The 24,915-nt window shown below is 72.0% G+C and carries 21 protein-coding genes and 1 tRNA gene; 15 read left to right on the forward strand and 7 right to left on the reverse strand.

Annotated features, from left to right (window positions below):
* Positions 1–38: 38 nt before the first annotated feature.
* From glgA to ACO0E0_RS11540, 3 genes are all read left to right on the forward strand, one after another.
* Positions 39–1,235, forward strand: a complete 1,197-nt coding sequence (glgA, locus tag ACO0E0_RS11530; protein WP_422871549.1) for a glycogen synthase — start codon at positions 39–41, stop codon at positions 1,233–1,235.
* A gap of 28 nt (positions 1,236–1,263) precedes the next feature.
* Positions 1,264–2,046 carry an ABC transporter ATP-binding protein gene (locus ACO0E0_RS11535; RefSeq protein ID WP_422871550.1) on the forward strand — a complete coding sequence of 261 codons (783 nt, stop codon included), beginning with the start codon at positions 1,264–1,266 and terminating at the stop codon, positions 2,044–2,046.
* A gap of 303 nt (positions 2,047–2,349) precedes the next feature.
* Complete coding sequence (locus tag ACO0E0_RS11540) at positions 2,350–2,598, forward strand: type B 50S ribosomal protein L31 (protein WP_422871551.1); 249 nt, start codon at positions 2,350–2,352, stop codon at positions 2,596–2,598.
* Between the two features lie 57 nt (positions 2,599–2,655).
* Here the strand turns inward: ACO0E0_RS11540 and ACO0E0_RS11545 are convergent, their stop codons facing one another.
* A complete protein-coding gene (locus ACO0E0_RS11545; RefSeq protein WP_422871623.1) occupies positions 2,656–3,363 on the reverse strand; it encodes a 3'-5' exonuclease in 708 nt (235 codons plus the stop codon).
* Positions 3,364–3,518: 155 nt separating this feature from the next.
* Positions 3,519–5,240, reverse strand: coding sequence for a maltose alpha-D-glucosyltransferase (gene treS, locus ACO0E0_RS11550; protein WP_422871552.1), 1,722 nt, complete (start codon positions 5,238–5,240; stop codon positions 3,519–3,521).
* Between the two features lie 145 nt (positions 5,241–5,385).
* Here treS and ACO0E0_RS11555 point away from each other — a divergent pair, with 145 nt between their 5' ends.
* On the forward strand, positions 5,386–6,354 hold the full coding sequence (locus ACO0E0_RS11555) for an alpha/beta fold hydrolase (RefSeq protein WP_422871553.1): 969 nt from the start codon (positions 5,386–5,388) through the stop codon (positions 6,352–6,354).
* Positions 6,351–7,448, forward strand: coding sequence for a glycosyltransferase family 4 protein (locus ACO0E0_RS11560; RefSeq protein ID WP_422871554.1), 1,098 nt, complete (start codon positions 6,351–6,353; stop codon positions 7,446–7,448). The genes ACO0E0_RS11555 and ACO0E0_RS11560 overlap by 4 nt, the downstream gene beginning before the upstream one ends.
* A gap of 46 nt (positions 7,449–7,494) precedes the next feature.
* Here the strand turns inward: ACO0E0_RS11560 and ACO0E0_RS11565 are convergent, their stop codons facing one another.
* The 3 genes from ACO0E0_RS11565 to ACO0E0_RS11575 form a co-directional block, all read right to left on the reverse strand.
* Entirely contained in the window at positions 7,495–8,307 is an 813-nt protein-coding gene (locus ACO0E0_RS11565) for a hypothetical protein (protein ID WP_422871555.1), read from the reverse strand.
* Between the two features lie 111 nt (positions 8,308–8,418).
* Positions 8,419–9,063, reverse strand: coding sequence for a histidine phosphatase family protein (locus tag ACO0E0_RS11570; RefSeq protein ID WP_422871556.1), 645 nt, complete (start codon positions 9,061–9,063; stop codon positions 8,419–8,421).
* Between the two features lie 88 nt (positions 9,064–9,151).
* Positions 9,152–9,997, reverse strand: a complete 846-nt coding sequence (locus tag ACO0E0_RS11575) for a Sir2 family NAD-dependent protein deacetylase (protein ID WP_422871557.1) — start codon at positions 9,995–9,997, stop codon at positions 9,152–9,154.
* A 105-nt stretch (positions 9,998–10,102) separates the two neighbouring features.
* On the opposite strand from ACO0E0_RS11575, the gene ACO0E0_RS11580 reads away from it, so the two are divergent.
* Entirely contained in the window at positions 10,103–10,939 is an 837-nt protein-coding gene (locus ACO0E0_RS11580) for a TrmH family RNA methyltransferase (protein ID WP_422871558.1), read from the forward strand.
* A gap of 52 nt (positions 10,940–10,991) precedes the next feature.
* Positions 10,992–12,224 carry a D-alanyl-D-alanine carboxypeptidase family protein gene (locus ACO0E0_RS11585; RefSeq protein ID WP_422871559.1) on the forward strand — a complete coding sequence of 411 codons (1,233 nt, stop codon included), beginning with the start codon at positions 10,992–10,994 and terminating at the stop codon, positions 12,222–12,224.
* Between the two features lie 13 nt (positions 12,225–12,237).
* On the opposite strand, the gene ACO0E0_RS11590 is transcribed toward ACO0E0_RS11585, so the two are convergent.
* Complete coding sequence (locus ACO0E0_RS11590; protein ID WP_422871560.1) at positions 12,238–13,032, reverse strand: SGNH/GDSL hydrolase family protein; 795 nt, start codon at positions 13,030–13,032, stop codon at positions 12,238–12,240.
* 23 nt (positions 13,033–13,055) lie between these two features.
* Here ACO0E0_RS11590 and ACO0E0_RS11595 point away from each other — a divergent pair, with 23 nt between their 5' ends.
* The 7 genes from ACO0E0_RS11595 (at position 13,056) to ACO0E0_RS11625 (ending at position 23,180) form a co-directional block, all read left to right on the forward strand.
* Entirely contained in the window at positions 13,056–14,231 is a 1,176-nt protein-coding gene (locus ACO0E0_RS11595; RefSeq protein WP_422871561.1) for an acyl-CoA dehydrogenase family protein, read from the forward strand.
* A gap of 95 nt (positions 14,232–14,326) precedes the next feature.
* Positions 14,327–16,711 (forward strand): FUSC family protein, encoded by a 2,385-nt coding sequence (locus tag ACO0E0_RS11600; protein WP_422871562.1) that lies wholly within the window; start codon positions 14,327–14,329, stop codon positions 16,709–16,711.
* 53 nt (positions 16,712–16,764) lie between these two features.
* Complete coding sequence (gene dinB, locus ACO0E0_RS11605; protein ID WP_422871563.1) at positions 16,765–18,063, forward strand: DNA polymerase IV; 1,299 nt, start codon at positions 16,765–16,767, stop codon at positions 18,061–18,063.
* 137 nt (positions 18,064–18,200) lie between these two features.
* A complete protein-coding gene (locus tag ACO0E0_RS11610) occupies positions 18,201–20,024 on the forward strand; it encodes a DEAD/DEAH box helicase (RefSeq protein ID WP_422871624.1) in 1,824 nt (607 codons plus the stop codon).
* Positions 20,025–20,061: 37 nt separating this feature from the next.
* Positions 20,062–20,262: a hypothetical protein gene (locus tag ACO0E0_RS11615; RefSeq protein WP_422871564.1), complete on the forward strand. Its 201-nt coding sequence runs from the start codon at positions 20,062–20,064 to the stop codon at positions 20,260–20,262.
* 32 nt (positions 20,263–20,294) lie between these two features.
* The gene (locus tag ACO0E0_RS11620; protein WP_422871565.1) at positions 20,295–21,623 is read left to right on the forward strand and encodes an NAD(P)/FAD-dependent oxidoreductase; all 1,329 of its coding nucleotides are present in this window, start codon (positions 20,295–20,297) and stop codon (positions 21,621–21,623) included.
* 228 nt (positions 21,624–21,851) lie between these two features.
* Complete coding sequence (locus ACO0E0_RS11625) at positions 21,852–23,180, forward strand: carbohydrate-binding protein (RefSeq protein ID WP_422871566.1); 1,329 nt, start codon at positions 21,852–21,854, stop codon at positions 23,178–23,180.
* A gap of 142 nt (positions 23,181–23,322) precedes the next feature.
* Here ACO0E0_RS11625 and ACO0E0_RS11630 read toward each other — a convergent pair.
* A tRNA-Leu gene (locus tag ACO0E0_RS11630) sits at positions 23,323–23,408 on the reverse strand.
* A gap of 178 nt (positions 23,409–23,586) precedes the next feature.
* Here ACO0E0_RS11630 and ACO0E0_RS11635 point away from each other — a divergent pair.
* Entirely contained in the window at positions 23,587–24,915 is a 1,329-nt protein-coding gene (locus ACO0E0_RS11635) for a M20/M25/M40 family metallo-hydrolase (protein ID WP_422871567.1), read from the forward strand.

A 24,915-nucleotide genomic window follows, 5' to 3' on the forward strand; every position in this document is an offset into this window, starting at 1 on the left:
AGTATGCGTCCGCGACACCTTCCGGTTACGTTGGTCCCGTGCGAGTCGATCTGCTGACGAAGGAGTTCCCCCCGGAGATCTACGGGGGTGCTGGTGTGCACGTCGCGGAGCTGACCGCGGCGCTCCGTGCCGGGACCGACACCGACGTGCGCGTCCGGGCCTTCGGGGCCGAGCGCGACACCGAGGGCGTGTCGTCCTACCGGGCACCGGCGGGCCTCGAGCACGCGAACGGTGCGGTCGCCACGCTCGCGACCGACGTCCAGATGGTGCCGGACATCGAGGGCACCGACCTGGTCCACTCCCACACCTGGTACGCGAACGCCGCCGGACGGCTCGCCCAGGTCACCTACGACGTCCCGCACGTCGTCACCGCGCACAGCCTCGAGCCGCTCCGTCCGTGGAAGGCCGAGCAGCTCGGCGGCGGCTACCGCCTGTCGAGCTGGATCGAGCGCGAGGCGTTCGAGCACGCGGACGCCGTCATCGCCGTCTCGAAGGGCATGGCGCGGGACATCCAGCGCTCTTACCCGTCGATCCCCGCCGACCGGATGCACGTCGTCTACAACGGCATCGACCTCGATGCGTGGCAGCGGACCGTCGACCCCGACGCCGTGCGCGCGCTCGGGATCGATCCGGACCGACCCACCGTGGTCTTCGTCGGACGCATCACCCGCCAGAAGGGCCTGCCCTACCTGCTCCGCGCGCTCGACACCCTCCCCGCGGACGTCCAGATCGTACTCTGCGCCGGTGCGCCGGACACCCCGGAGATCATGGCCGAGGTCACGGGCCTCGTCGAGGACCTCCGGACCCGGCGGTCCGGCGTCGTCTGGATCGACCGGATGCTCGCGCACGACGAGATCGTCCGCGTGCTCTCCGCGGCCACCGTCTTCGTCTGCCCGTCCGTCTACGAGCCGCTCGGCATCGTGAACCTCGAGGCGATGGCCTGCGGACTCCCGGTCGTCGGGACGGACACCGGTGGGATCCCCGAGGTCGTCGCCGACGGCCTCACCGGCCGCATCGTGCCGATCGAGCAGGTGCAGGACGGCACCGGGACGCCCGTCGACCCGGAACGCTTCGTGGCGGACCTCGGCGCGACCCTCCGCGAGGTGCTCAGCGACCCCGCACTCGCGTCCCTCATGGGCCGCGCGGGCCGGATGCGCGTCGAGAGCGAGTTCACCTGGTCGGCGATCGCGACGCAGACCCGGGCGGTCTACGACGCGGTGCTCGCCGGGCGCTGACGCCGCTCGGTTCGCGTAGGGTGATCCCATGCCCTTGGTAGTGCGCTTGGAAGACGTGTCGGTCGTGCGGAACGGGGTCTCGATCCTCGACGAGGTCTCGTGGGAGGTCGCCGACACGGACCGCTGGGTGGTGCTCGGCGCGAACGGTGCGGGCAAGACCACGCTCCTGCAGGTGGCCGGTGCGCAGACGTTCCCGACCTCCGGTCAGGTCGACGTCCTCGGCGTGTCCCTCGGCGACGCGGACCTGTTCGAGCTGCGCCCACGGATCGGGTTCGCCTCGACGGCGCTCGCCCGCCGGATCCCGGTGACCGAGAAGGTCCTCGACGTCGTCCTCACGGCTGCGTACTCGGTGACGGGACGCTGGAACGAGCAGTACGACGACATCGACGTCCGCCGTGCGCAGCGTGTGCTCGAGGAGTGGGGCCTCGGTGCGTTCACCGACCGGACCTTCGGCGAACTGAGCGACGGCGAGCAGAAGCGCGTGCAGATCGCCCGTGCGGTGATGACCGACCCGGAGGTCCTGTTCCTCGACGAGCCGGCCGCGTCCCTCGACCTCGGTGCCCGTGAGAGCCTCGTCCGGACGCTCGGCGGCTACGCGTCGAGCGAGGACGCACCCGCGATCGTCGTCGTCACCCACCACGTCGAGGAGATCCCGACCGGGTTCACCCACGCGTTGATCCTGTCCGACGGCAAGGTCCACTCCGCCGGCCCGATCGGCGAGGTCGTCACGAGCGAGGTCCTGTCCGAGGCGTTCGGCCTGGAGCTCGTCGTCACGGAGTCCGACGGCCGCTTCTCCGCGCGCGCCGCCTGACGCGCCCTCGATTGCCCGTCCGGCCCGCCCCGCCCGTCCGGCCCGCCCCTTCCGCCGACGAGCGTGTACTTCGACCGCGTCCGGAGCGGATGCACGCGGCGGAACTGCACGCTCGCCAGCTCGCCTGCCCGCGCCCTGCCCGCGCCCGTCCCGCGCACGGTCCTCCGACTGGGGTTTGCGACGTCGTTCTGGTAACGTGGACGGCTGGCGTACGCCGTCGTTCTCTGCGTGTCCGAGCCGCTCATGAGCCGCTTCGGGACCGCTTGCTCCGATCCACTGAATCCACCATCACGAGGAACTCCCATGAAGACCGACACCCACCCCGAGTACAACGCCATCGTCTTCCGCGACCTGGCCTCCGGTGAGACCTTCCTGACGCGCTCGACGGCGACCAGCGACAAGACCATCGAGCTCGACGGTGCGACCTACCCGGTCATCGACGTCGAGATCTCGAGCGCCTCGCACCCCTTCTACACGGGCAAGCAGCGCATCCTCGACTCGGCTGGGCGCGTCGAGAAGTTCAACCAGCGCTTCAAGAACTTCGGCAAGTAACCACCGTATTCGGGCACGGGCGGTCTCTTCCGGGAGGCCGCCCGTTCTGCGTCCCGGTCAGTCGCCGTTGCGGTGCGGCCAGCGACCGTCGGCCGTGAACTGCGGGTTCTTCGCGCGGCGCATGTACTCCTGGAACGAGGTCGCCTGGTCCGAGCACCACCCGACCTGCAGCCGGTGCAGCTCCTCGGCGCTGATGCCGAGCTCGTCCGGGAATTTGCCCGCGATCGCCTGCGCGACCCGCCCGGCTGCGATCGCGTCCGCGCCGGCATCGTGCGCGTCCGTGAGCGCGACCCCGTAGAGCTCCGACGCGGCCTCGAGCGTGCGCTTGCCCTTCCGGTACGTGTCGACCGCCTTGTCGATCACGAGCGGGTCGACGATGTTGCCGATCACGGGGGAGGGGAGTCCGTGCCGTCGGGCCTCCCGGTCCAACACGGTGAGGTCGTACGGGGCGTTGTAGATCACCAGCGGGACGCCGCGGGCGAACACCGCCTCGACCGCCGCGATGATCTCGGCCACGACCTCGCCGGCCGGTCGGCCTTCGGCCTGGGCACGCTCGGTGGTGATCCCATGCACGGCGGCGGCCTGCTCCGGGATCGGCACGCCCGGGTCGGCGATCCAGGAGCCGTGCGCGATGCTCGTCCCGGTCATGTCGAGGAGCCCGACGTGTGCGGAGACGATCCGCGCGGTCTCGACGTCGATGCCCGTGGTCTCGAGGTCGAACACCCCGAGGGCGTGCCACCAGGGCCGGTCGGTGAGGCGCTGCACGCGGGCGTGGGGAGCGGTGGCGGTACCGAGGGGGGAGCTGGTCACGACGGCAGGCTACCGGGCGCGTGCGACATCACCCGGCCCGACGCGCACCCGGCCGACGCGCACCTGGCCCGCCGCGCACGCGGCCGGACGCGCACCCGGCCCGCGCGTGCCTACTCGACCTCGGGGACCCGTCGCCGTCCGACGTGCAACCAGTAGAACGACTGCGTCGCGAGTGTCAGCGTCACGGAGCCGTCCTCGTCGAAGCCCGGGAACTCCGCCCCGCCGAAGAGGTCGTAGAGCGGTCGGCCGGCGTACTGCGGCGCCGAGATGGTCACCGACGAGGGGTTGTGCGCGAAGGAGAACACGCAGACGATGTCCTCCGCCGAGTCGCCGAACTGTGTCCCCGCGCCTTCGTACGACCGGGCGAACGTCAGCACGGCGTCGCTCGAGGACTCGAGCACCTGCAGCGTCCCGAGCCCGAACGTCGGGTGCGCCTTGCGGACGTGGATGACGTTCCGGATCCAGTGCAGGAGCGATCGGGACTGCGCGAGCTGCGACTCGACGTTGACGAGGTTGTAGTTGTAGACGAGCGACTGCACGACCGGGAGGAACAGCTTGCCCGGGTCGGCGGTCGAGAACCCGGCGTTCCGGTCCGGGGTCCACTGCATCGGTGTGCGGGACGAATCGCGGTCCGGGAGCCAGATGTTGTCGCCCATCCCGATCTCGTCGCCGTAGTAGAGGAACGGCGAGCCGGGGAGCGAGAACAGCAGCGCGTGCACGAGTTCGAGTTCGGCACGGGAGTTGTCGAGCAGGGGTGCGAGCCGGCGTCGGATGCCGATGTTCGAGCGCATCCGCGGGTCGTAGGCGTACCAGCCGTACATCGCCTGCCGGTACTCCTCGGAGACCATCTCGAGCGTCAGCTCGTCGTGGTTGCGGAGGAACACGCCCCACGCCGCCGACGCGGGGACCTCGTGCGTCTCCGACATGATCCGCTTCAACTCGGTCGCGTTCTGGGCCCGGAGCGAGTAGTAGATGCGTGGCATCACCGGGAAGTCGAACGCCATGTGGCACTCCGGCTCCTCGTCGGTGCCGAAGAACGCGGCGGTCTCGCGGGGCCACTGGTTCGCCTCGGCGATGAGCACGCGGCCCGGGTACTCGTCGTCCACCATCGTGCGGAGCCGCTTGATGAACTCGTGCGTCTCGGGCTCGCCCTCGCCGTTGCCGTCCTCGGACTCGAACAGGTACGGGATCGCGTCGAGCCGCAGCCCGTCGACCCCGAGGTCGAGCCAGTGCCGGACGATGTCGAACACGGCCTCCTGCACGGCGGGGTTCTCGAAGTTCAGGTCCGGCTGGTGCGAGAAGAACCGGTGGAAGAAGAACTGCCGACGGACCGGGTCGAAGGTCCAGTTCGACTCCTCGGTGTCGACGAAGATGATGCGGATGTTCTCGTACTTGTCCGGGGAGTCGCTCCAGACGTAGAAGTCGCCGTACGGGCCGTCGGGGTCCGCCCGCGACTGCTGGAACCAGTCGTGCGCGTCGGAGGTGTGGTTGATCACCATGTCGATGACGATCCGCATGTTCCGCTCGTGGGCCTTCGTGACGAGGTCGCGGAACTCGTCGAGCGTGCCGAACTCGGGCAGGATGCCCTTGTAGTCGGAGATGTCGTACCCGCCGTCGCGGAGCGGCGACGTGAAGAACGGCGGCAGCCACAGGGCGTCGATGCCGAGCCACTGCAGGTAGTCGAGCCGGCTGATGAGTCCGGACAGGTCCCCGGTGCCGTCCCCGTTGGAGTCGACGAACGAGCGGATCATGCACTCGTAGAACACCGACCGCTTGTACCAGAGCGGGTCGAGGGTCAGTCCTGGGGTCTGGATCGGGGCAGTGAAGGTCACCGTGCTCCTCGGGGCTCGCGACGTGGAGTGGACCGGCGGGGGTCCGTCCCGACCACAGTAGGCGCGACACCCGTCGGCTGTCCGGTGCGGACGGGAGGCGCGGCGCGTCCCCGCCCCGCAGCCGGACGTTCGTAGACTGACCGGGATGCACGCGCCGATCGTCTCCCCGTACCAGTCAGAGCTCGCCCGGACGCCCGTCGAGCACCGGTCCGTCCTCGTCGACGGACGGACGACGCAGTACTGGGTCTACGGCAGCCCGGACGCCCGGACGACGATCCTCGCCGTCCACGGGTTCCGCGGGGACCACCACGGGCTCGAGTCGGTCGCGGCCCAGTTCGTCGACGACGACGTCCGGACGATCGTCCCGGACCTGCCCGGGTTCGGGGGATCGGATCCGCTCCCGGTCTCCGACCTCGACGCCTACGTCCGGTGGCTGCACGGCCTGCACGCCGCGCTCGGACTCGACCGTGACACGGTCGTGCTCGGACACTCGTTCGGCAGCATCGTCACCGCGGCGACGGTCGCCGACGGGCTCGACACGGCGCTGCTCGTGCTCGTCAACCCGATCGCCGCACCCGCGCTCCAGGGCCCGCGGATGGTCGGCACCGGCATCGCGATCGCGTACTACCGTCTCGGGGCCTGGCTCCCGAAGGCCCTCGGGCTCGGCCTGCTCCGGAACCGGGGCATCGTCCGCGCGATGAGCCTCGCGATGCTCAAGTCCCGGGAGCCCCGTCTCCGCCGGTGGGTGCACGACCAGCACGACCGCTACTTCTCCGCGTTCGCGAACCGACAGGTGGTCCTCGAGGCGTTCCGAGCATCGGTCACCCACGACGTGTCCGAGTTCGCCGACCTCGTCACCGTCCCGGTGCTGCTGATCGCCGCGGAGCGTGACGACATCACCGCGGTGCCGGAGCAGCGCGTGCTCGCGGCGCGGCTCGCCGACGCCACACTCGTCGTGGTCCCGGGTGTCGGGCACCTGGTGCACTACGAGACGCCGGCCGCCGCGGCGGACGCGATCCGGGCCTCCCGACCGTTCCGGGCGGACGGGGCGGACGCGACCGACGGGGCGGACGCGACCGACGGGGCGGACGCGACCGACGGGACCGACGCGTGACGCGGCTCCGCATCGGCATCGACTGCCGCTACCTGCGGATCGGACGACACGACGGCATCAGCCGGTTCACCGCCTCGATCGTCGAGCACCTGCCACGGCGGCACGACTACGTGCTCCTCGTGAGCGACGACCGGCAGCGCGGTTGGCTCCCCGACGACCTGCCCGTGGTCCGCATCTCCGCGCCGACGAGTGCGCGCGAGCCGTTCGTCGCCCACCAGGTCAACCGACTCGCGCTCGACGCCGTGTTCTCGCCGATGCAGACGATGGGCGCGCGGGGTCGGGACTACGCCCTGGTGCTGACGCTGCACGACCTCATCTACTACCGGAACCGCACACCGCCGCGGGACCTCGCCTGGCCGATCCGGCTCGGGTGGCGGGCGTTCCACCTGACGTGGTTCCCGCAGCGGATGCTCTTGAACGGCGCGGACGGCGTGGTCACCGTGAGCGAGACGACGGCACGGTTGATCCGCGAGCATCGTCTGACGAGACGGCCGGTCACCGTCGCGCCGAACGCCGCCGACCCGCGAGCGCCGCGTGACCCCGACGGTCCCCGGTCGCGCACCCTGGTCTACATGGGGTCCTTCATGCCCTACAAGAACGTCGAGACCCTCGCCGCTGCGATCCCGCTGCTCCGCGGCCCCGGGGAGGAGGACTGGACGCTGCACTGCATGTCGCGCGTGTCCGACGCCGACCGGACGCGCCTGTCCGCCCTGGCACCCACCGGCGGCATCGTGTTCCACGACGGTGCGTCCGACGAGGAGTACCTGTCCGTGCTCCGGTCGGCCGCGGCGCTCGTCACCGCGTCGCACGACGAGGGCTTCGGCATCCCGCTCGTCGAGGCGATGGGCGTCGGCACACCCGTCGCGGTGTCGGACATCCCGATCTTCCGGGAGATCGGCGGTGCCGCGGCGGAGTACTTCGAGCCGTCGTCGCCCGCGGCGGTCGCAGCGGCGGTGCGGAGACTGGAGGCCCGGTGGCCGTCCGCCAGCCGGGCCTCCGTCCCCGAGGCACGGCGGTTCGACTGGCAGACCTCCGCGGAACGGGTCGCGGAGGCCGTGGAGCGGGCGGTGGCGGCGCGGCACCCCGGGACGTGACGGCGCGGCTCGCGATGTCCTCGTGGGGCGGCGCCGCCGTTCCGGCTCAGCCCGTCGTGCGGGTGACCACGACCTCGGCGTCCGGGAGCGTGGCGTGCACGGTGTCGGTGACCTCGGCGGTGACCGTGGCGAGCTGGTCGTCGCCGACGTTCGTCCGGACGCGGGCGATCTGGTGCGCCGCGGAGTCGGCGACGGCCCCGGACTCGGTCGTTTGCCAGGCGACGGAGACCGCGTCGACCGTCCCCATCGCGGCGACCTGCTGTCCGGCGACGAGTCGTCGGCGCGAGAGCGCCGTGTCCGCCGACACCCCGACCGTGATGTCGGCGAACCGCACCCGGGCGAGCACCTGCACGCCGTTCCCAGAGTCCTGCTGCGCGGCATCGCTCAGGGCGGTCACGAGGGTGGCCTGGTCCTCGTCGGAGAGCGCGGGGTCCGCGGTGACGAGCGCCTCGACGTCGTAGCCGCTGAAGCCCTGGGTCTGCCGCTGGCCGAGGTCCGCCGTCGACGTGACGCCGGACATCCGGGCGGCGTGCTCCTCGAACCGCACGAGCGCCGCACCCGGCTGCGGGAAGAGGCCCCCGATGCCGTTCTGCACCGACTGGATCGTGACGAAGAGCGTGCCCGTGACGACCGCCGCGGCGACGAGCGTGATGCTCGACGTGACGACGACGTTCCGGACCAGCTGTCGCCCGGTGCGCGGGGCGACGAGGTGCGGGTCGAGCCCGAACTCGCGATCGAGTGCCTCGTCGGCGTCCATCGCCTCGGCACCCGACTCGTCGACGCCCGGCTCGTCCGCGCCGGTCCGGTCGGTGCCCGGTCCCTCGCCGTCCACCGGCTCGGACCGCTCGCGCCTGACCATGCTGCCCACCCCGTCGACGGCCTCGTCGGACCGTGTGATGCGACGGTAGCGCGCGCCGCACCACCCTGCATCACCCGATCGGGTGAATGTGGCCGAACCGCAACCCCGCGGTCACTCGGCGGTGTCGGACTCCAGTGGGTTCTGGTAGGCGAACTCGTAGCGACCGGCCGCCTCGGACTGCTCGTCGATCGGGTCGTCGAACCGGACGAGTTCGGACGTGAACCGCTCCGGGTCCCAGCGGAACGAGTGGATCGAACCGTTCCGGATCGGCGTGGAGTACGACTCGGCGGTGCCGGGCGCGAGCTCGTTCACCACGGAGCGGATCACCGCACCGTGCGTCGCGACGACCACCCGCCCGCCGTCGAACCGGACGGCGATCTCGCCGAGGGTCTCGAGCGCACGGGCCACCACGGCCGCACGCGACTCGCGCCCCGGGATGACGTCGTCCGGGAACGCGCGTCGGATGTCCTCCACGGTCATCCCCTCGGCCTCGCCGTAGGAGCGCTCGACGAGCCCCGCATCGGTCGTCGGTGTCGGCAGGTCGAGCCGGGTCGCGATCACCGAGCCGGTCTCGAGGGCGCGGGACAGCGGGGACGCGACGACGGCGTCGAACGGCCGCCGGGCGAGCAGCGCGGCCGCCTCGGCGGCTTGCCGGCGCCCCGTGTCGTTCAACGGGATGTCCGTCGATCCCTGGATGCGGCGCTGCTTGTTCCAGTCGGTCTCGCCGTGGCGGACCAGGTACAGGAGTGTCGTCATCGGGAGGTCCTCTCGTGGTGGGTCGATCCGGCGGGCCTGCTGCGCGCCGCCGGTCCGTCCCTGCCGCGCCGAGACCGGGCGCGTCGGTTCAGGGGAGGAGGCGCTCGGCGAGTGCCGTCAGGGTCTCGGTCGTCCCGGCGTGCAGTTTGACCACTGCGCGCCGGTCGCTGCGGGTCGCCCCGCGGTTCACGATCACAACGGGCTTGCGGCGCCGGACCGCATGGTCGACGAGCCGCACCCCGGAGTTCACCACGAGCGAGGACCCGACGACGAGCAGGGCGTCGGCGCCGGCGACGATCGAGACGGCCTCCTGGAACTTCTCCACCGGGACGAACTCACCGAAGAACACCACGTCCGGCTTCAGCATCCCGCCGCACACCGAGCACGCCGGGACGACGAACCGCTCGACGCCCGAGACCTCGACGTCGCCGTCCGGGGCGAGCGTCACCGAGCCGGGGTCGTCGATCCAGGCGTTGTCCCGGTCGAGCGTCCGTTCGAGGTCGGCGCGGGAGAACGCCTGCCCGCAGTGCAGGCACAGCACGCGGTCCATCGAGCCGTGGATCTCGACGACGCGCCGGGACCCGGCCCGGAGGTGCAGACCGTCGACGTTCTGGGTGATCAGCCCGGTGACGACACCGGCGGACTCGAGTGCCGCCAGCGCCCGGTGGCCGGCGTTCGGCGCCGCGGCCGAGAACGCACGCCAGCCGAGGTGGCTCCCCGCCCAGTACCGCTGGCGGCGCTCGGGGTCGGACCGGAACTCCTGGAACGTCATCGGCGTCCGGGCGACCGAGCCCTCGCCGCGGTAGTCCGGGATGCCGGAGTCGGTGCTGACGCCCGCACCCGAGAGGACGGCGACCCGGCGGCCACGGAGCGCGTCGACCACCTGTTCGAGGTCGACCGGCTCGACGTCAGCGGCCCGGTTCACGGTGTCCATCGCTTCCACGCTACCCTGCAACAGCCGCGGGGCCGCCGTCCTTCCCCGTCCGGTGCGGTCGCGTCCCGCGTGCACCGCTCCGTCCTCCCGCTTGGAGTCCCGCCCGTGGAGATCGTCCGCATCGACTCGCTCGACGACCCCCGTCTCGACGACTACGCCACGCTCACCGACGTCGCACTGCGGCGCGTGAAGGAGCCGGCGGGCGGCCTCTACATCGCCGAGTCCAACACGGTCATCGAGCGGGCCCTGGCAGCCGGGCACGTGCCGCGGAGCGTCCTCGTCCAGGAGAAGTGGGCATCGTCCGTGCTCCCGTTCGTCGCCGGACACGACGGCCCGGTGTTCGTCGGCCCGGACGCCCTGCTCGAGGAGCTCACCGGGTTCCACATGCACCGTGGCGCCCTGGCGGCGATGCACCGACCCGCGCTTTCGTCGGTCGCGTCCGTCGTGGCGGGCGCGCGACTCGTGGTCGTGCTCGAGGACGTCGTCGACCACACGAACGTCGGGGCCGTGTTCCGCTCCGTCGCGGGCCTCGGCGCGGATGCCGTGCTCGTGTCGCCCCGGTGCGCGGACCCGCTGTACCGCCGGAGCGTCCGGGTCAGCATGGGGACCGTGCTGCAGGTGCCGTGGACGCGCATCGGGCCGTGGGACGCGGCCGCGCCGGAGCTCCGCGCGCTCGGGTTCCACCTCGCGGCGATGGCGCTGACGGACGACTCGGTCGCGCTCGAGGACTTCGCGGCCGACGTCCCGTCGCGCGTCGCCCTCGTGATGGGGACCGAGGGACAGGGACTCAGCCGGGAGGCCGTGGTCGCCGCCGACACGGTCGTCCGGATCCCGATGCACCACGGCGTCGACTCGCTGAACGTCGCGGCCGCGAGCGCGGTCGGGCTCTGGGCGGTCGGGCAGGCGCAGCGCGCTCGGCAGGCGCAGCGCGGTCGGGCCTGACCGCGCGCGGCACCGGCCCGTTCCCGGGGTCGACGCCCTAGGCTCCTGTGTCGTGTCACGCGTCGTCCGCCGCCCCCGCCGTTCCGCCGTCCGGCCCGCGGTCCTGACGGTCGTGGTGGTGCTCGTGCTCGCGGCCGCCTACCTCGTCGCCGCCGCGGTCGTGCCCTTCGCACCGACCACCGCGACGAAGGCCACCTACGCGGCGCCGACGGCGACCGTGCCGGCGCTGCGGTTCCCCGCCTACGGCGCGACCGCCGTCCAGGCCCCGGGGTTCCCGGACAGCCTGCAGACGAGCGGCGACGCCGACCCGCGCTCGATCGCGAGCATCAGCAAGGTCGTCACCGCACTCGTCGTGCTCGACCAGAAGCCGTTGACCACGACGTCCGACGGGCCGACGATCACCTTCACCCAGGAACAGCACGACCTGTACGCCACCTACCTGGCGCAGGACGGCGAGGTCGCCCAGATGCCGGTCGGCCTGCAGCTCACCGAGAAGCAGGCGTTCCAGGTCATGCTCATGAAGTCGGCGAACAACTACGCCGGTTCGCTCGCCCTGTGGGCGTTCGGGTCGATGGACCGGTACCGGGCCGCGGCGACCACGTGGCTCGCAGCCCACGACCTCGACCACACGACGATCGTCGAGCCGACGGGGTTGGACCCGGCGAACACGTCGACGGCGACGGACCTCGTGCACCTCGGTGAACTCGCGATCGCGAACCCGGTCGTCAAGCAGATCGTCGGCACGAAGACCCTGTCGATCCCGACGGTCGGCCAGATCACGAACTCGAACAAGCTGCTCGGCGTCGACGGGGTGGACGGCATCAAGACCGGCACCCTCGACGAGGCCGGTGCGTGCCTGCTGTTCGCGGCGACCTACCAGCGCGGCGGCCACGACGTCACGGTCGTCGGAGCGATGCTCGGTGGCGCGACCCACGACGCCCTGGACGCCGACATCCAGGCGCTCCTGCACAGTGTCGCGGACAACTTCCACACGGTCACCCTGACGAACGCGGGCCAGTCGTTCGCGTCGTACGCGACACCGTGGAAGGCCTCGGCGGACGCGGTCTCGACGTCGGCGCGGACGGTGCTCGTGTGGGGGAGGACGACCGTCAGCGCGACGACCTCGCTCCGGACGGTGACCTTCGGTACCCGCGGCGAGCGCGTCGGGACGGTCCGGTTCTCGATCGAGCACCACGACCCGGTGACGGTCCCGCTCGTGCTCGACCGGGCGATCGACGACCCGGGCATCTGGTGGCGGTGGACGAACCCGTTCCAGGGCTCCTGACCGGCCGGTCGGACTACGGCGTGTCGGACCGGTGCTCGACCACGGCGTCGAGCTCCGGTCGCTTCGCCGTGACGCCGTCCCCCGAGGACGTGTGCCGGATCCGACGCACCACCCACGGCACGAGGTACTCCCGTGCCCAGCCGAGGTCCTCGGCCCGGGCCTCCCGCCACGGTCGGGCCTCGAGCGGCTCGGGGTACTCAGGCCGGATCCCGTGCGACACCCCGAGCGTGTCGAGCACGGCCGAGGCGATGGTGGCGTGTCCCATGGGCGAGTGGTGCAGCCGGTCCGGCGCCCACATCCGCGGGTCCCGGAGCACCCGGAGCGCCCACATGTTCGCCACGAGCGCGTCGTGCTTCAGGGCGATGGCCTGCAAGTGCTCGTTGTAGATCGCCGCCTTGCCGCGGACGAGCCCGAGCACGGGGGTCATGCCGACGTCCGGGCCGGTGAAGAGCACCACGGTCGCACCGTCCCGGCGGAGCGTGGCGATGAGTCCGTCGAACCGGGCGGCGACCTCGTCCGGGTCGCTGCCCGGGCGGATGATGTCGTTGCCGCCGGCCGACACCGTGATGAGATCCGGGTGCAGCGACAGCGCGTGCTCGGCCTGCTCGTCGACGACCTGCTGCAGCAGCCGCCCGCGGACCGCGGTGTTCGCGTAGGCGAAGTCCACGGTCTGGTGGGCGAGCACCTCGGCGACCCGGTCGGCCCAGCCGCGGAACCCGCCGGGCACGGTCGGGTCGGGGTCGCCGATGCCCTCGGTGAACGAGTCACCGATCGCGACGTACCGGGACCAGGGATGACGTGTCGACACAGTCGGCAAATTAGTCTCGTCGCATGGGCGACACCAAACCGGCGTGGGACATCGACGACGACCTCCTCGCGCGGATCGCGGCGCGAGCCGCCGGGTACGACCGCGACAACGCGTTCCCGACGGACGACCTCGCCGAACTCCGGGACGCGGGGTACCTCCGTCTCGGGGCGCCGGACCGGACGGGAGGCCGTTCGTTGGGTCTCCGGGACACGTCCCGTGTCCAGCGCAGACTGGCCGCCGCCGCGCCGGCGACCGCCCTGGGACTCGGGATGCACCAGGTCTGGGTCCAGACGGCCCGGATCGTGCGCGCCCGAGGCGAGTCGTTCCTCCAGTGCGTCGAGGAGTGGGCCGCGGCCGACCTCCTGCTCGCGTTCGGCGTGAGCGAGCCGGGCAACGACCAGGTGCTGTTCGACTCGACGACGCGGGCGGAGCCCGACGGTCGTGGCGGACACCGGTTCACCGGGACGAAGGTGTCCACGTCGCTCGCTCCGGCGTGGGACGTCCTCAGCGTGTTCGGCCGCGACGACTCGGACCCGGACGCACCGGTGCTCGTGCACGGGTTCGTGCTCCGCGACCAGCCGGGCCACCGGTCGATCGACGACTGGGACACGCTCGGCATGCGGGCGACGCAGAGCCGCACGACGATCCTCGACGGCGTGCACGTCCCCGGAGACCGGATCGTCCGGACGCTGCCGGTCGGCCCGAACGCCGACCCGCTCGTGTTCGGGGTCTTCGCCGCGTTCGAAGTGCTCATCGCGTCGGTGTACGTCGGGATCGCCGAACGGGCCGTGACCCTCGCCGTCGAGCAGGTCCGGACGAGGTCCGCACGCGACGGCACGCCGCGGTCCGACGACCCGGACGTCCGTCGTGCGCTCGCCGACATGCAGGGCGCGGTCGACGCCGTCGCGCTGCAGGTCGACGGCCTGGCGCGCGACGTCGACGAGGGCGTGGACCACGGGTCGCGGTGGTTCCCGCTGCTCGTCGGGACGAAGGCGCGGACGGTCGACGCCGCGGCGCAGGTGGTCGACGAGGCGATGCGGGTCGTCGGCGGCGGGGCCTACCGGGCCGGGAACGAGCTCGCACGGCTCGCGAGGGACGTCCGAGCCGGTCAGTTCCACCCGTCGTCCCGGGACTCGGCCGCGCGGACCATCGCCACCGAGCTCCTCGGACCGACGGCCCCCCGCACGCCGGCGCCCTGACGTCGGGCCGGTGACGGCCGGACCGTTCGTTCCGATCCGGTACCATCGGAGCACGACGAGGGCGCGGGCAGGACGAGAGCGAGGACCGACCACCGGTGACGACGACGACTGCGCACGACCCGACCGCGCACCCTCGGCCACCCCGGCTCCGGACGCGCACCGCGCGCCTGGAGGACCGCGTGCTCATGCTCGACGTCGGTCTCGCGAAGACGATGGTCGCGCTCCGCACGCTGTTCGCCGTTCCGGCCGGCATGGGCGTCGGGTACCTCGTCGCCCGGCAGGTCGGACTCCCCGGCATCCTCGGTCTGCTGATCGGCGCCATGCCCGCGTTCATCAGCTGCCTCGTCGTCGCCGACGCCACGACCCGGCGGGTGTCGGCGCGCACGGCCGTGCTCGTCGTGCCGTTCGTCGCCGCGCTCTCCTGCAGCATCGCGCTGCACCGGTTCCGACTGCTCGAGCTCGCGCTCATCGTCGTCGTGCTGTTCCTGCAGTTCGCCGCCGCGGGGTGGGGACGGTGGGCGAACGACGCGGCCATCGTGCTGTTCTCGGGGTACCTGCTCGGGCTCCTCACGCCACTGCCGGAGACGAGCGTCGAGGGGCTCGCGCTGATCGTCGCCGGGTCCCTGGCCGCGACGATCGTCGTCCGGGCCGTCGGGTTCCGGCCCGACCCCTACCGGTCGCTGCTCCGGACCCGCCGCGCGTTCCTCGGCTGGTCGAGCCTCGTGCTGCGGGGCGCCGAGGACCTGCTGCGGACCGTCCCGGAAGGGGCCGGGGCCGAGACGCGGGCCGCCCGTCGCGCGCTCCGACGGCTCCGGCGCCGGACCGACCGTCTGCAGGAGGTGGCACTGACCGCGGACGGCCGCCTCGCCGCGGACGGATCCGGCCGGGTCGGCGATGCGGCCGCGGGCCTGCACCGGCTGCTCTTCGACACGCACCTCGCCGTCGACGGCATCGCCCGGAGCGCCGAGACGCTCGTCACGACCGGAGCCCCCGCCGACGTGCGCGCACTCGTCCGCCAGGCCGTCGCGACCGTGGTCGAGGGCGGCGGGGTGCGGGGCGAGGACGCCGCCCGGACCCTCGTCGCCCGGGCCGCGGTCACGCCGTCGTCCTCCGCCGTCACGTCGACCACGGCGCACGTGGTCGACCGGGTCGCCCTCCAGCTCGCCGACCTCACCGACGCCGGTGCCCGGTGGCGTCGCCTCCGCGACGACCTGCCCCGCGACCCGGACGGCGTGCCCTTCGAGACGCCGGTGGTCCTGACCGGTGGTCGCCCGGAGGGTGCCGTCCCCGTCCTCGACGACACGCTCGCCACCGGCGGCCTCCGGGGACCCTGGAAGCGCGTGCACATCACGGCGTCGCTCCGGACGGGCCTGCAGGCCGCCGTCGCCGTGGCGCTCGTCGAACCGCTCGCCCTGCTGCTCAGCGGCCAGCGCTTCTACTGGGGCGTGATCGGCGCGATGATCGTCCTCGCCGGGACCAACACGACCGGCGACCGCATCCGCAAGGGCCTGCACCGCGGCCTCGGAACGGTGCTCGGCGGCGTCGTCGGCATCGGGCTCGTCGACCTCCTCGGGACGTCCCACCCGGCGATCAGCATCGTGCTCGTGGTGTTCGCGCTCGCGATCGGGATGTACGGGTTCGGCGGCGTCTACTCGGTCTGGGTGACGTGCCTGGTCATCGTGCTGTGTCAGGTCTACGCCTGGTCCGGGAGCTTCTCGGACGCGCTCATCCCGCTCCGGCTCGCCGAGAACCTGCTCGGTGCCGCCGTCGCGATCCTCGTGAGCGTCCTGGTGTTCCCGGTCGCGACCGGGGCGATGATCCGGAGCGCGGTCCGCCGTCAGCTCGCGGTCGCGCGCTCGTTCGTGCTCGAGGCCGGTGGCGTCGGAGCGGGACACGGGCCGTCGGAGCCGGCCAGCGCCTCCCGTCCGCCGGCCGACGCGTTGCGGTCCCGGTCTCGCGCGCTCGACGCGGCGACCTACCAGCTCGACGCGGTCATGAAGCCCATGGTGCGGTTCCCGACCGGTGGCGGTGCCCGGAGCGACGCACGGACCCGGGCGTCGCTCCGGGCGGTGGCGGAGTCCGCGCGGGAGCTCGCTGGCGCGTCCGACCCCGTCGGACCGGTCCCGGAGGCGGTCGAGCGGGGCCTCGCGGACGCGGCGGCGACCCTCGCGTCGTCGATCGACGCGCTGAGCGGTGCGGTCACGACCCGCCGCGGGGCGCCAGGGCACGCAGACGACGCATGGGTCCGGTCGAGCGAGCAGCTCGACGCCGTCGACGCGCTGACGTCGGACGCACGGGAGCACGACTGGGTGCGCAACCGCATCGTCACGCTCGGGCGCATCGACGATGCCCTCGCGATGCTGGCGGAGCGTGCGGGCCTGCCGGTGACGGGGTCGGTCTCGGCTGCGTCGGCCCCCACGGCGCGGGCACGGCGGGCCGCGGCGCGCGTCGAGCGCCGACTCGGATCGCGGGAGGGCTGAGCGGTCGTTGTCGGTGGAGCGTGTCAGGATTTCCTGATGGCGGAAGGAGCGCGGTGAGCAAGCAGGACGGCAGCACCCGGCTCGTCACGGACGCACCGGTCGACGACCGCACCGCGACCGTGCTGCACGTCGACATGGACGCCTTCTTCGCGTCCGTGGAACTCCTCGACCGCCCGGACCTCGTCGGCCGCCCGGTCATCGTCGGGCACGACTCGGACCGTTCCGTCGTCACCGCCGCGACCTACGAGGCCCGCAAGTACGGCATCAACTCCGCGATGCCGATGGCCATCGCACGACGTCGGTGCCCGCACGCGGTGATCGTCGAACCCCACTTCGAGAAGTACACGGCCAAGTCCCGCGCCGTGATGGAGGTCTTCGACCGCTTCACGCCGGTGGTGGAACGACTCGGGATCGACGAGGCGTTCCTCGACGTCGCGGGTGCGCTCCGGATGCACGGCACGCCGTGGAACGTCGGCCGGCTGATCCGGCAGACGGTCCTCGCCGAGACCGGACTGCACTGCTCCGTCGGCGCCGCTGCCACCAAGTTCGTCGCCAAACTGGCGTCGAGTCGCGCCAAACCAGACGGACTGCTCGTCGTGCCGGCCGCCGACACCGTCGCGTTCCTCCACCCGCAGCCGGTGTCCGGACTCTGGGGTGTCGGCGGGAAGACCCAGGAGACCCTCGAGCGGCGCGGCATCCGGACCATCGGCGACCTCGCACACACCCCCGTCGAGTCGCTCGTCAGCGCGCTCGGACCGGCGGGCGGCGCCAAGCTGTTCGAGCTCGCGTGGGGGCGCGACCCGCGGAGTGTCGAGACCGGGTCGAGCGAGAAGTCCGTCGGCCACGAGGTCACGTTCGCCGTCGACGTCACCGACCGCGACGAACTCGCCCGGGAGCTCCTCCGTCTCGCCGAGAAGGTCGCCGTCCGCATGCGCGCCGCCCGGGTCCAGGCCCGGACGATCGCGATCAAGGTGCGGTACACGGACTTCACCACGCTCACCCGATCGCGGACCCTCGCCGAGCCGACCGACGTCGCCCGGCGCATCCACAAGGAGAGCGTCGAGCTGTACGACGTCCTGCACCGCCCGGGCAACCGGATCCGGCTCGTCGGGGTCCGCGGGGAGAACCTCGTCCCGGCCGGCGGGAGCAACGCGCTCTGGGACGACGACGCGCCGTGGCGGGAGACCGAGACCACGGTCGACGCCGTCGTCGCGCGCTTCGGTGCCGGGGTGCTCCGGCCGGCCTCGCTGGTGCGGGGACGCGCTGGCCACGACGCCCGAGGGACCCCGGCGCCCGGCTCCGACCCGGACGCGCCGCGGGTGCCGCACGCCCGCCAGGACGGCGGGTCGTGACCTCGGAGCGGGTAGGATCCCGTCCAGTGAGTGCAGCGGAGTGGAACGGGGCGGAGCGTCCCGATGTGGCCCAGGGGACGCTGTCCGGGGACGGCCAGGAGCAGTCCGCCGTGCGGGACCGGGCCGACGCCGCCGCCGTGCGGGACCGGGCCGAGGCCGCGGCCGAGGCCGAGGTCGCCGGGAACGCGGCCGCCCTCCACCTGACCCCCGCGTTCCCCGACCGCGCCGCGTGGGGCACCGCGTCGAAACTCCGCGCCTGGCAGGTCGAGGCCCTCACGAAGTACTTCGAGACCGAGCCCAGGGACTTCCTCGCCGCCGCCACACCCGGCGCCGGCAAGACGACGTTCGCGCTCCGACTGGCGACGGAACTCCTCGCGCGGAACACCATCGACCGCATCACCGTCGTCGCACCGACCGAGCACCTCAAGCGCCAGTGGGCGGACGCCGCCGACCGGGTCGGCATCCGGCTCGACCCGATGTTCAAGAACGGGGACGGGACGTTCGGCCGGCACTACCAGGGCGTCGCGATCACGTACGCGCAGGTCGGGATGAACCCGGAGGTGCACCGCCGGATCACCGAGGGCGGTCGGACGCTCGTGATCCTCGACGAGGTCCACCACGGCGGCGACGCCCTGACCTGGGGTGACGGCATCCGCGAGGCGTTCGTCCGCGCCACCCGACGGCTGTCGCTCAGCGGGACGCCGTTCCGGTCCGACACCGCGCCGATCCCGTTCGTGCAGTACGCACCGGACGACCAGGGCATCCGGACGTCGATCTCGGACTACAACTACGGCTACGGCCGGGCGCTCGCGGACGGCGTCGTCCGTCCGGTGCTGTTCATGGCGTACGCCGGGCAGATGCGGTGGAAGACCCGGATGGGCGACGAGATGTCCGCCTCGCTCGGCGAGCAGGTGACGAAGGACATCACGGCGCAGGCCTGGCGCACCGCGCTCGCCCCGGACGGCGAGTGGATGACCGCGGTGCTCCGCGCGGCCGACACCCGGCTGACCGAGGTGCGCCGTGGCGTGCCGGACGCGGGCGGCCTCGTGATCGCGACCGACACGACGACCGCGCGTGCCTACGCCCGCATCCTGCAGCAGATCACCGGGGAGCGGCCGACGGTCGTCCTCTCGGACGAGGCCGCTGGGTCGAGCCGAATCGGCGCGTTCGCGGCGGACGACTCGCGGTGGATGGTGGCCGTCCGGATGGTCTCCGAGGGCGTCGACGTCCCGCGTCTGTGCGTCGGGGTCTACGCGACGAGCGCGAGCACCCCCCTCTTCTTCGCCCAGGTGATCGGGCGGTTCGTCCGCGCGCGGCGCCGCGGCGAGACCGCCTCGGTCTTCCTGCCGAGCGTCCCCGGGCTGATGGCCCTCGCGGCGAGCCTCGAGCTGGAGCGGGACCACGCCCTCGACCGGCCGAAGGACACCGACGACGGCCTGTACGCCCCAGAGGACGCCCTGGTCGCCGACGCCAACCGCGACCAGAAGGCGTCCGACTCGCTCCTGGACCTCCAGCCCTTCGAGGCGCTCGACTCGCAGGCGTCGTTCGACCGGGTGCTCTACGACGGCGGCGAGTACGGCGACGGCGGTGAGATCGGTTCCCTCGAGGAACTCGACTTCATCGGCATCCCGGGCCTGCTGGAGCCCGACCAGGTCCGTGACCTCCTCCGCCAGCGGCAGGCGACCCAGGCCAAGCGCGGCCGGGCGGGCGGTCGCGCGGTCAAGGACGGCCACCCGACGGCCCCGGAACCGGAGCGGCCGCTGTACCTGACGATCAAGGAGCAGCGGAGCGAGCTGCACCGGCTCGTGTCGATCTGGTCCCGGCACGCGAACGAACCACACGGGTCGATCCACGCGGAGCTCCGCCGCATCAGCGGGGGACCGGCCGTCGCGCAGGCGAGCACCGAGCAGATCCAGAAGCGCATCGACGTGCTCCGTTCCCGCATCGGCGGACGTCGGTGACGCGCCGTCCGGGCACGGCCGTGCCTCGGCTGACGCCGTGATCGAGCCCGTGGACGACACCACCTGGTTCGTCCGGCGCGACGCCGAGTCCTCCCCGGTGGCCATCATCGACCGGTTCGGCGGCGGCTACCGGCTCCGACGCTTCTCGTTGGTCGAGAGCCGGCGCACGCACCACGGCGTCCACACCTCGGCGGAGCTCGCGGAGGCCGCTTGGTGGAGACTCAGCCGGAAAAGGTGACGGCTGCTGCCGATCACGGGTAGACCGGACGAATGGCAGACTCGATTCCCCACGTCCTCGTGCTCGGCGGCGGTTCCGCCGGTTACTCCACGGTGCTCCACCTCCAGAAGCGCGCCACGACCGTCCCGATGCGCATCACGCTCGTCGACGCGAACACGTACTTCACCTACCTCCCGTTCCTGCCGGAGGTGGCAGGCGGACACATCGCACCGCAGGACGTCACGGTCGAGCTCCGGAAGGCGCTCCGGAAGACCCGTGTCATCCAGGGCAAGGTCACCGGCGTCGACTCCGCGGCGCGGACCGTCGCGGTGTCGACCGCGGGCGGCGACGACCGGACCCTCGGGTACGATCAGCTCGTCGTCGCGCTCGGGTCCGTCACGCGCGTGTTCAAGACCCCCGGACTCGAGGAGCACGCGGTCGGGTTCAAGACGGTCGAGGAGGCCGCCTACGTCCGGTCGAAGTTGCTCGACAACATCGCCAAGGCCGCGGCCACCCGCGACGAGGAGGAGCGTCGGCGTCTGCTGACGAGCATCTTCATCGGTGGCGGGTACACCGGCGTCGAGGCGATCGGCGAACTGTTCGACGTGTCGCACGCTGCCATCGCGTCCTACCCGTCCCTCGCGGGCGAGCAGCCTCGCTGGGTCCTCATCGACGCGCTCGACCGCGTCGCTCCCGAGGTCGGGCCGGAGCTGTCGAAGTGGACCCTCGAGTCGCTCCGCGCCCGCGGCATCGACGTCCGGCTGAAGACCACGATGCCGAGCTGTGAGGGCGGGGTCGTGAAGCTGAGCGACGGCGACGAGTTCGCCGCCGGACTGATCGTCTGGACCGCCGGCGTCAAGCCGAACCCGCTCCTCGACGCCACGGACCTGCCCCGTGGACCGAAGGGGCACCTCGCTGCGAACGCCAAGCTCCAGGTCGAGGACGAGGACACCCACGAGGTCGTCCCGGGCGTCTGGGGACTCGGCGACGTCGCGCAGGTCCCGGACCTGACGGCCGAGAAGCAGCCGGCGTACTACCCGCCGAACGCCCAGAACGCGGTCCGCCAGGCCGTGACCGTCGCGGACAACATCGTCGCCACGATCACCGGCGGTCCGATCGAGGAGTACCGGCACGTGTCGATCGGCACCGTCGCGTCCTACGGCGTCGGGAAGGGCGCGGCGAACATCAAGGGCGTCAAGATGACGAACCTGCTGGCGTGGCTCGCGCACCGCTCGTACCACGTGTACGCGATGCCGACCCTGAACCGCAAGGTCCGGATCGTCCTCGGCTGGGTGACGGGGGCCGTCTCGGGTCGCGACTCGACGTCGCTCATCAAGGAGACGAACCCGCGGCGCGCCTTCGAGGAGGCGGCGAAGAGCTGACGTCGCAGTCGCGACCACCTGCGGACGGGAGGCGTGGTGCCGGTTGGCACCGCGCCTCCCGTCCGTTCGTGCACCGGTTGGTACCGGTGGGGTACGGATCTTCGGAATGGTCCGGTGAAATGCCGACAGGTGCGGAGCCGCGGTGCGAGGTAGAAATACTCAAGAAGGTTGCGGAATAGCGACCCGGTCCGGGCAACGGTGCTCGGACCTCGATCTGGAGGATCTGCTGTGAGCATCTCACCACGCACGACAATGACCAGGATCGGCGTGTTCGCGTCGATCGCCGGTGCCGTCATCGGCACGTCGCTCATCGCGGGCGCCCCGGCAACCGCCGCGACGACGACCGCCTGCGCCACGCCGTGGAACGCGACGACCGCGTACACCGGCGGCGCCACCGCGAGCGAGAACGGGACGAACTACACCGCGAACTGGTGGACCCAGGGCGACGACCCGGCCACGCACGCCGGTGCGAGCGGGAGCGGCCAGCCGTGGACGTCCGCGGGGAGCTGTTCCGGCGGGAGCACCGGGGGCGGCGGGACCGGCGGCGGGGGGACCGGCGGCGGGAGCACAGGAGGCGGAGGGACCGGCGGCGGGACCGGCACCGGTGCTGCGACCGGCACGCTCTTCAGCCCGTACAAGGACATCACGACGAGCCTCAACTGGAACACGAACGTCATCCAGACCGCGATCACCGGGTCGACGATCCCGGTCGTCGGCGGCTCGAACAGCCTCGTCGCGTCGAAGGTGCCGAACCTCGGCGCGATCTCCCTGGCGTTCGCGACCGGCACGTGCGGCAGCGAGAACTGGGGCGGCGTGGCCGGTGACGCGTTCGCGAAGGCCAACGTCCCCGCGCTCGACGCCGCCGGCCTCGACTACGTCGTGTCCACCGGTGGTGCAGCGGGGTCGTTCACGTGCGGGTCTGGCGCAGCGCTCGACAGCTTCATCGCGCGGTACTCCTCGCCGCACCTCGTCGGGGTCGACTTCGACATCGAGACCGGGCAGACCGCCTCCGACATCTCGTCGCTCGTGAACGCGGCGGCCGCGGCGCAGACCACGTACCCGAAGCTCCGGTTCTCGTTCACCCTCGCCACGCTGGCCGCCTCCGACGGCTCGTACGGCGGGCTGAACTCCACCGGTGACACGGTCGTCAAGGCGATCAAGGCCTCGTCGCTGTCGAACTACACGATCAACCTGATGACGATGGACTTCGGCGGGGCGTCCTCGTCGGTGTGCGTCGTGGCGAACGGTGCGTGCGACATGGGTGCCTCGAGCGTCCAGGCCGCGAAGAACCTGCAGCACACCTACGGCACGCCGTACTCGAAGATCGAGATCACCCCGATGGTCGGCGTGAACGACGTGTCGAGCAACGTGTTCACGCTCGCCGACGTCGACACCGTGTCATCGTTCGCGGCGGCGAACAAGCTCGCCGGGGTGCACTTCTGGTCGCTCGACCGCGACACGCCGTGCGCCCAGACGACGGCGTCGCCGACGTGCAGCTCGACGTCGAACGCGGCGCTGGCCTTCACGAAGCGGTTCCTGACCGACCTCGGCAAGTAGCCCGGCGGCCCCCGCCCGCGAGTGAGCAGGAATCGTCGCCCGGAAATCCCCGACCCGACGATTCCTGCTCACTCATCGCAGCGGGCAGGCCGAACGAGCACAACGAAAATGGCCACTCCCGGAGGAGTGGCCATCACGTTCGTGTCCGAGGGGGGACTTGAACCCCCACGCCCTAATACGGGCACTAGCACCTCAAGCTAGCGCGTCTACCATTTCCGCCACCCGGACAGGGTGTCTGCATCCCCGGAGAACGGCATCATTCCCGGAGAACTGCATCCGGCGGCCGACCTGGAGTTGCTCCGGCGCGGCTGCCGAGGAATGACATTAGCACGGTTCCCGAGGTGCATCGTCCACCGTCGGACATCCCGGGCGCGCCGGTCGGTTCCGGCCCGGTAGCGTTGTCCCCATGACGTCCGAGCTCCCCCCGCAGGTCGCACCAGACCCCGATCTCGAGGCCACCGCCGCGATCGCTCGGGACCTCATCCGGTTCGACACCACGAACTTCGGCGAGGGGCGGTCCAACGGCGAGGCCGACGCGGCGGCGTACGTCGAAGCGAAGCTCCGCGACCTCGGGCTCGCGCCGCAGCTGTTCGAGTCCGAGCCGGGCCGGGTGAGCGTCGTCGCGCGGGTCGAGGGCCGGAACCCGGACAAGCCGGCGCTCGTCGTGCACGGCCACACCGACGTCGTCCCGGCCGACCCGGCGAACTGGACGGTCGACCCCTTCGGCGGCGAGGTCCGAGACGGCCTGTTGTGGGGCCGCGGCGCCGTCGACATGAAGAACATGGACGCGATGATGCTGACGTCCCTGGCCGACGTCATCGCGGCACAGGGCGCCCCGGAACGCGACCTGGTGATCGCGTTCTTCGCCGACGAGGAGGCCGGCGGCATCCTCGGGTCCCACCACGTCGTGACGAACCACCCCGAGGTCTTCGCCGGTGCGACCGAGGCGATCAGCGAGGTCGGCGGGTACTCGATCACCCTCGGCGACCGCCGGGCGTACCTCCTCCAGACCGGCGAGAAGGCCCTGATGTGGATCCGGGTCGCCGCCACGGGCACCGCGGGCCACGGCTCGCACGTGCTCCGCGACAACGCCGTCACGAAGGTCGCGAAGGCCGTGGCGCGGATCGGCAGCCAGGAGTGGCCGGTGCGCCTGTCCGACACGACCGAGGCCATGGTCACCGAGATCGCCCGCTTCCTCGGTGTCGACCCGGAACGGACCGGTCCGGACGAGATCGCGATGGCCACCGGGTCGGCGTCGCGGTTCATCCACGCGGCGCTGCACACCACGGCGAACCCGACGATGCTCCCCGCCGGCTACAAGCACAACGTGGTCCCCGACTCGGCGGAGGCGTTCATCGACGTCCGGTGTCTGCCCGGGGACGAGGACGCGGTGCTCGCCGAGCTCCGCGAACTCGCCGGGGCCGACGTCGAACTCACCATGACGCACCAGGACATCGGACTCGAGACGGACTTCTCCGGGCCGCTCGTCGACGCCGTCACCGACGTCCTCGGCCGACACGACCCGGGCGCACCGGTGCTCCCGTACCTGCTCTCCGGCGGGACGGACAACAAGGCCCTGTCCACGATCGGCATCGCCGGCTACGGGTTCGTCCCGCTGCAGCTGCCGCCCGACATCGACTTCCCGGCGATGTTCCACGGCGTCGACGAGCGTGTGCCGCTGTCGTCGCTCGCGTTCGGCCGGAAGGTCCTCGCGGACCTCCTGGCGCGCTACTGA

Origin of the sequence: Curtobacterium phyllosphaerae, assembly GCF_049341865.1 — a bacterium.
GTDB classification, from domain to species: Bacteria; Actinomycetota; Actinomycetes; order Actinomycetales; family Microbacteriaceae; genus Curtobacterium; species Curtobacterium phyllosphaerae.

Excerpts from the sequence above, each read along its gene's own strand:
- ACO0E0_RS11535 (WP_422871550.1), top strand. The coding sequence starts at position 1,264 with ATGCCCTTGGTAGTGCGCTTGGAAGACGTGTCGGTCGTGCGGAACGGG.
- ACO0E0_RS11540 (WP_422871551.1), top strand. The coding sequence starts at position 2,350 with ATGAAGACCGACACCCACCCCGAGTACAACGCCATCGTCTTCCGCGAC.
- ACO0E0_RS11555 (WP_422871553.1), top strand. The coding sequence starts at position 5,386 with ATGCACGCGCCGATCGTCTCCCCGTACCAGTCAGAGCTCGCCCGGACG.
- ACO0E0_RS11565 (WP_422871555.1), bottom strand. The coding sequence starts at position 8,307 with ATGGTCAGGCGCGAGCGGTCCGAGCCGGTGGACGGCGAGGGACCGGGC.
- ACO0E0_RS11570 (WP_422871556.1), bottom strand. The coding sequence starts at position 9,063 with ATGACGACACTCCTGTACCTGGTCCGCCACGGCGAGACCGACTGGAAC.
- ACO0E0_RS11575 (WP_422871557.1), bottom strand. The coding sequence starts at position 9,997 with ATGGACACCGTGAACCGGGCCGCTGACGTCGAGCCGGTCGACCTCGAA.
- ACO0E0_RS11595 (WP_422871561.1), top strand. The coding sequence starts at position 13,056 with ATGGGCGACACCAAACCGGCGTGGGACATCGACGACGACCTCCTCGCG.
- ACO0E0_RS11620 (WP_422871565.1), top strand. The coding sequence starts at position 20,295 with ATGGCAGACTCGATTCCCCACGTCCTCGTGCTCGGCGGCGGTTCCGCC.
- ACO0E0_RS11635 (WP_422871567.1), top strand. The coding sequence starts at position 23,587 with ATGACGTCCGAGCTCCCCCCGCAGGTCGCACCAGACCCCGATCTCGAG.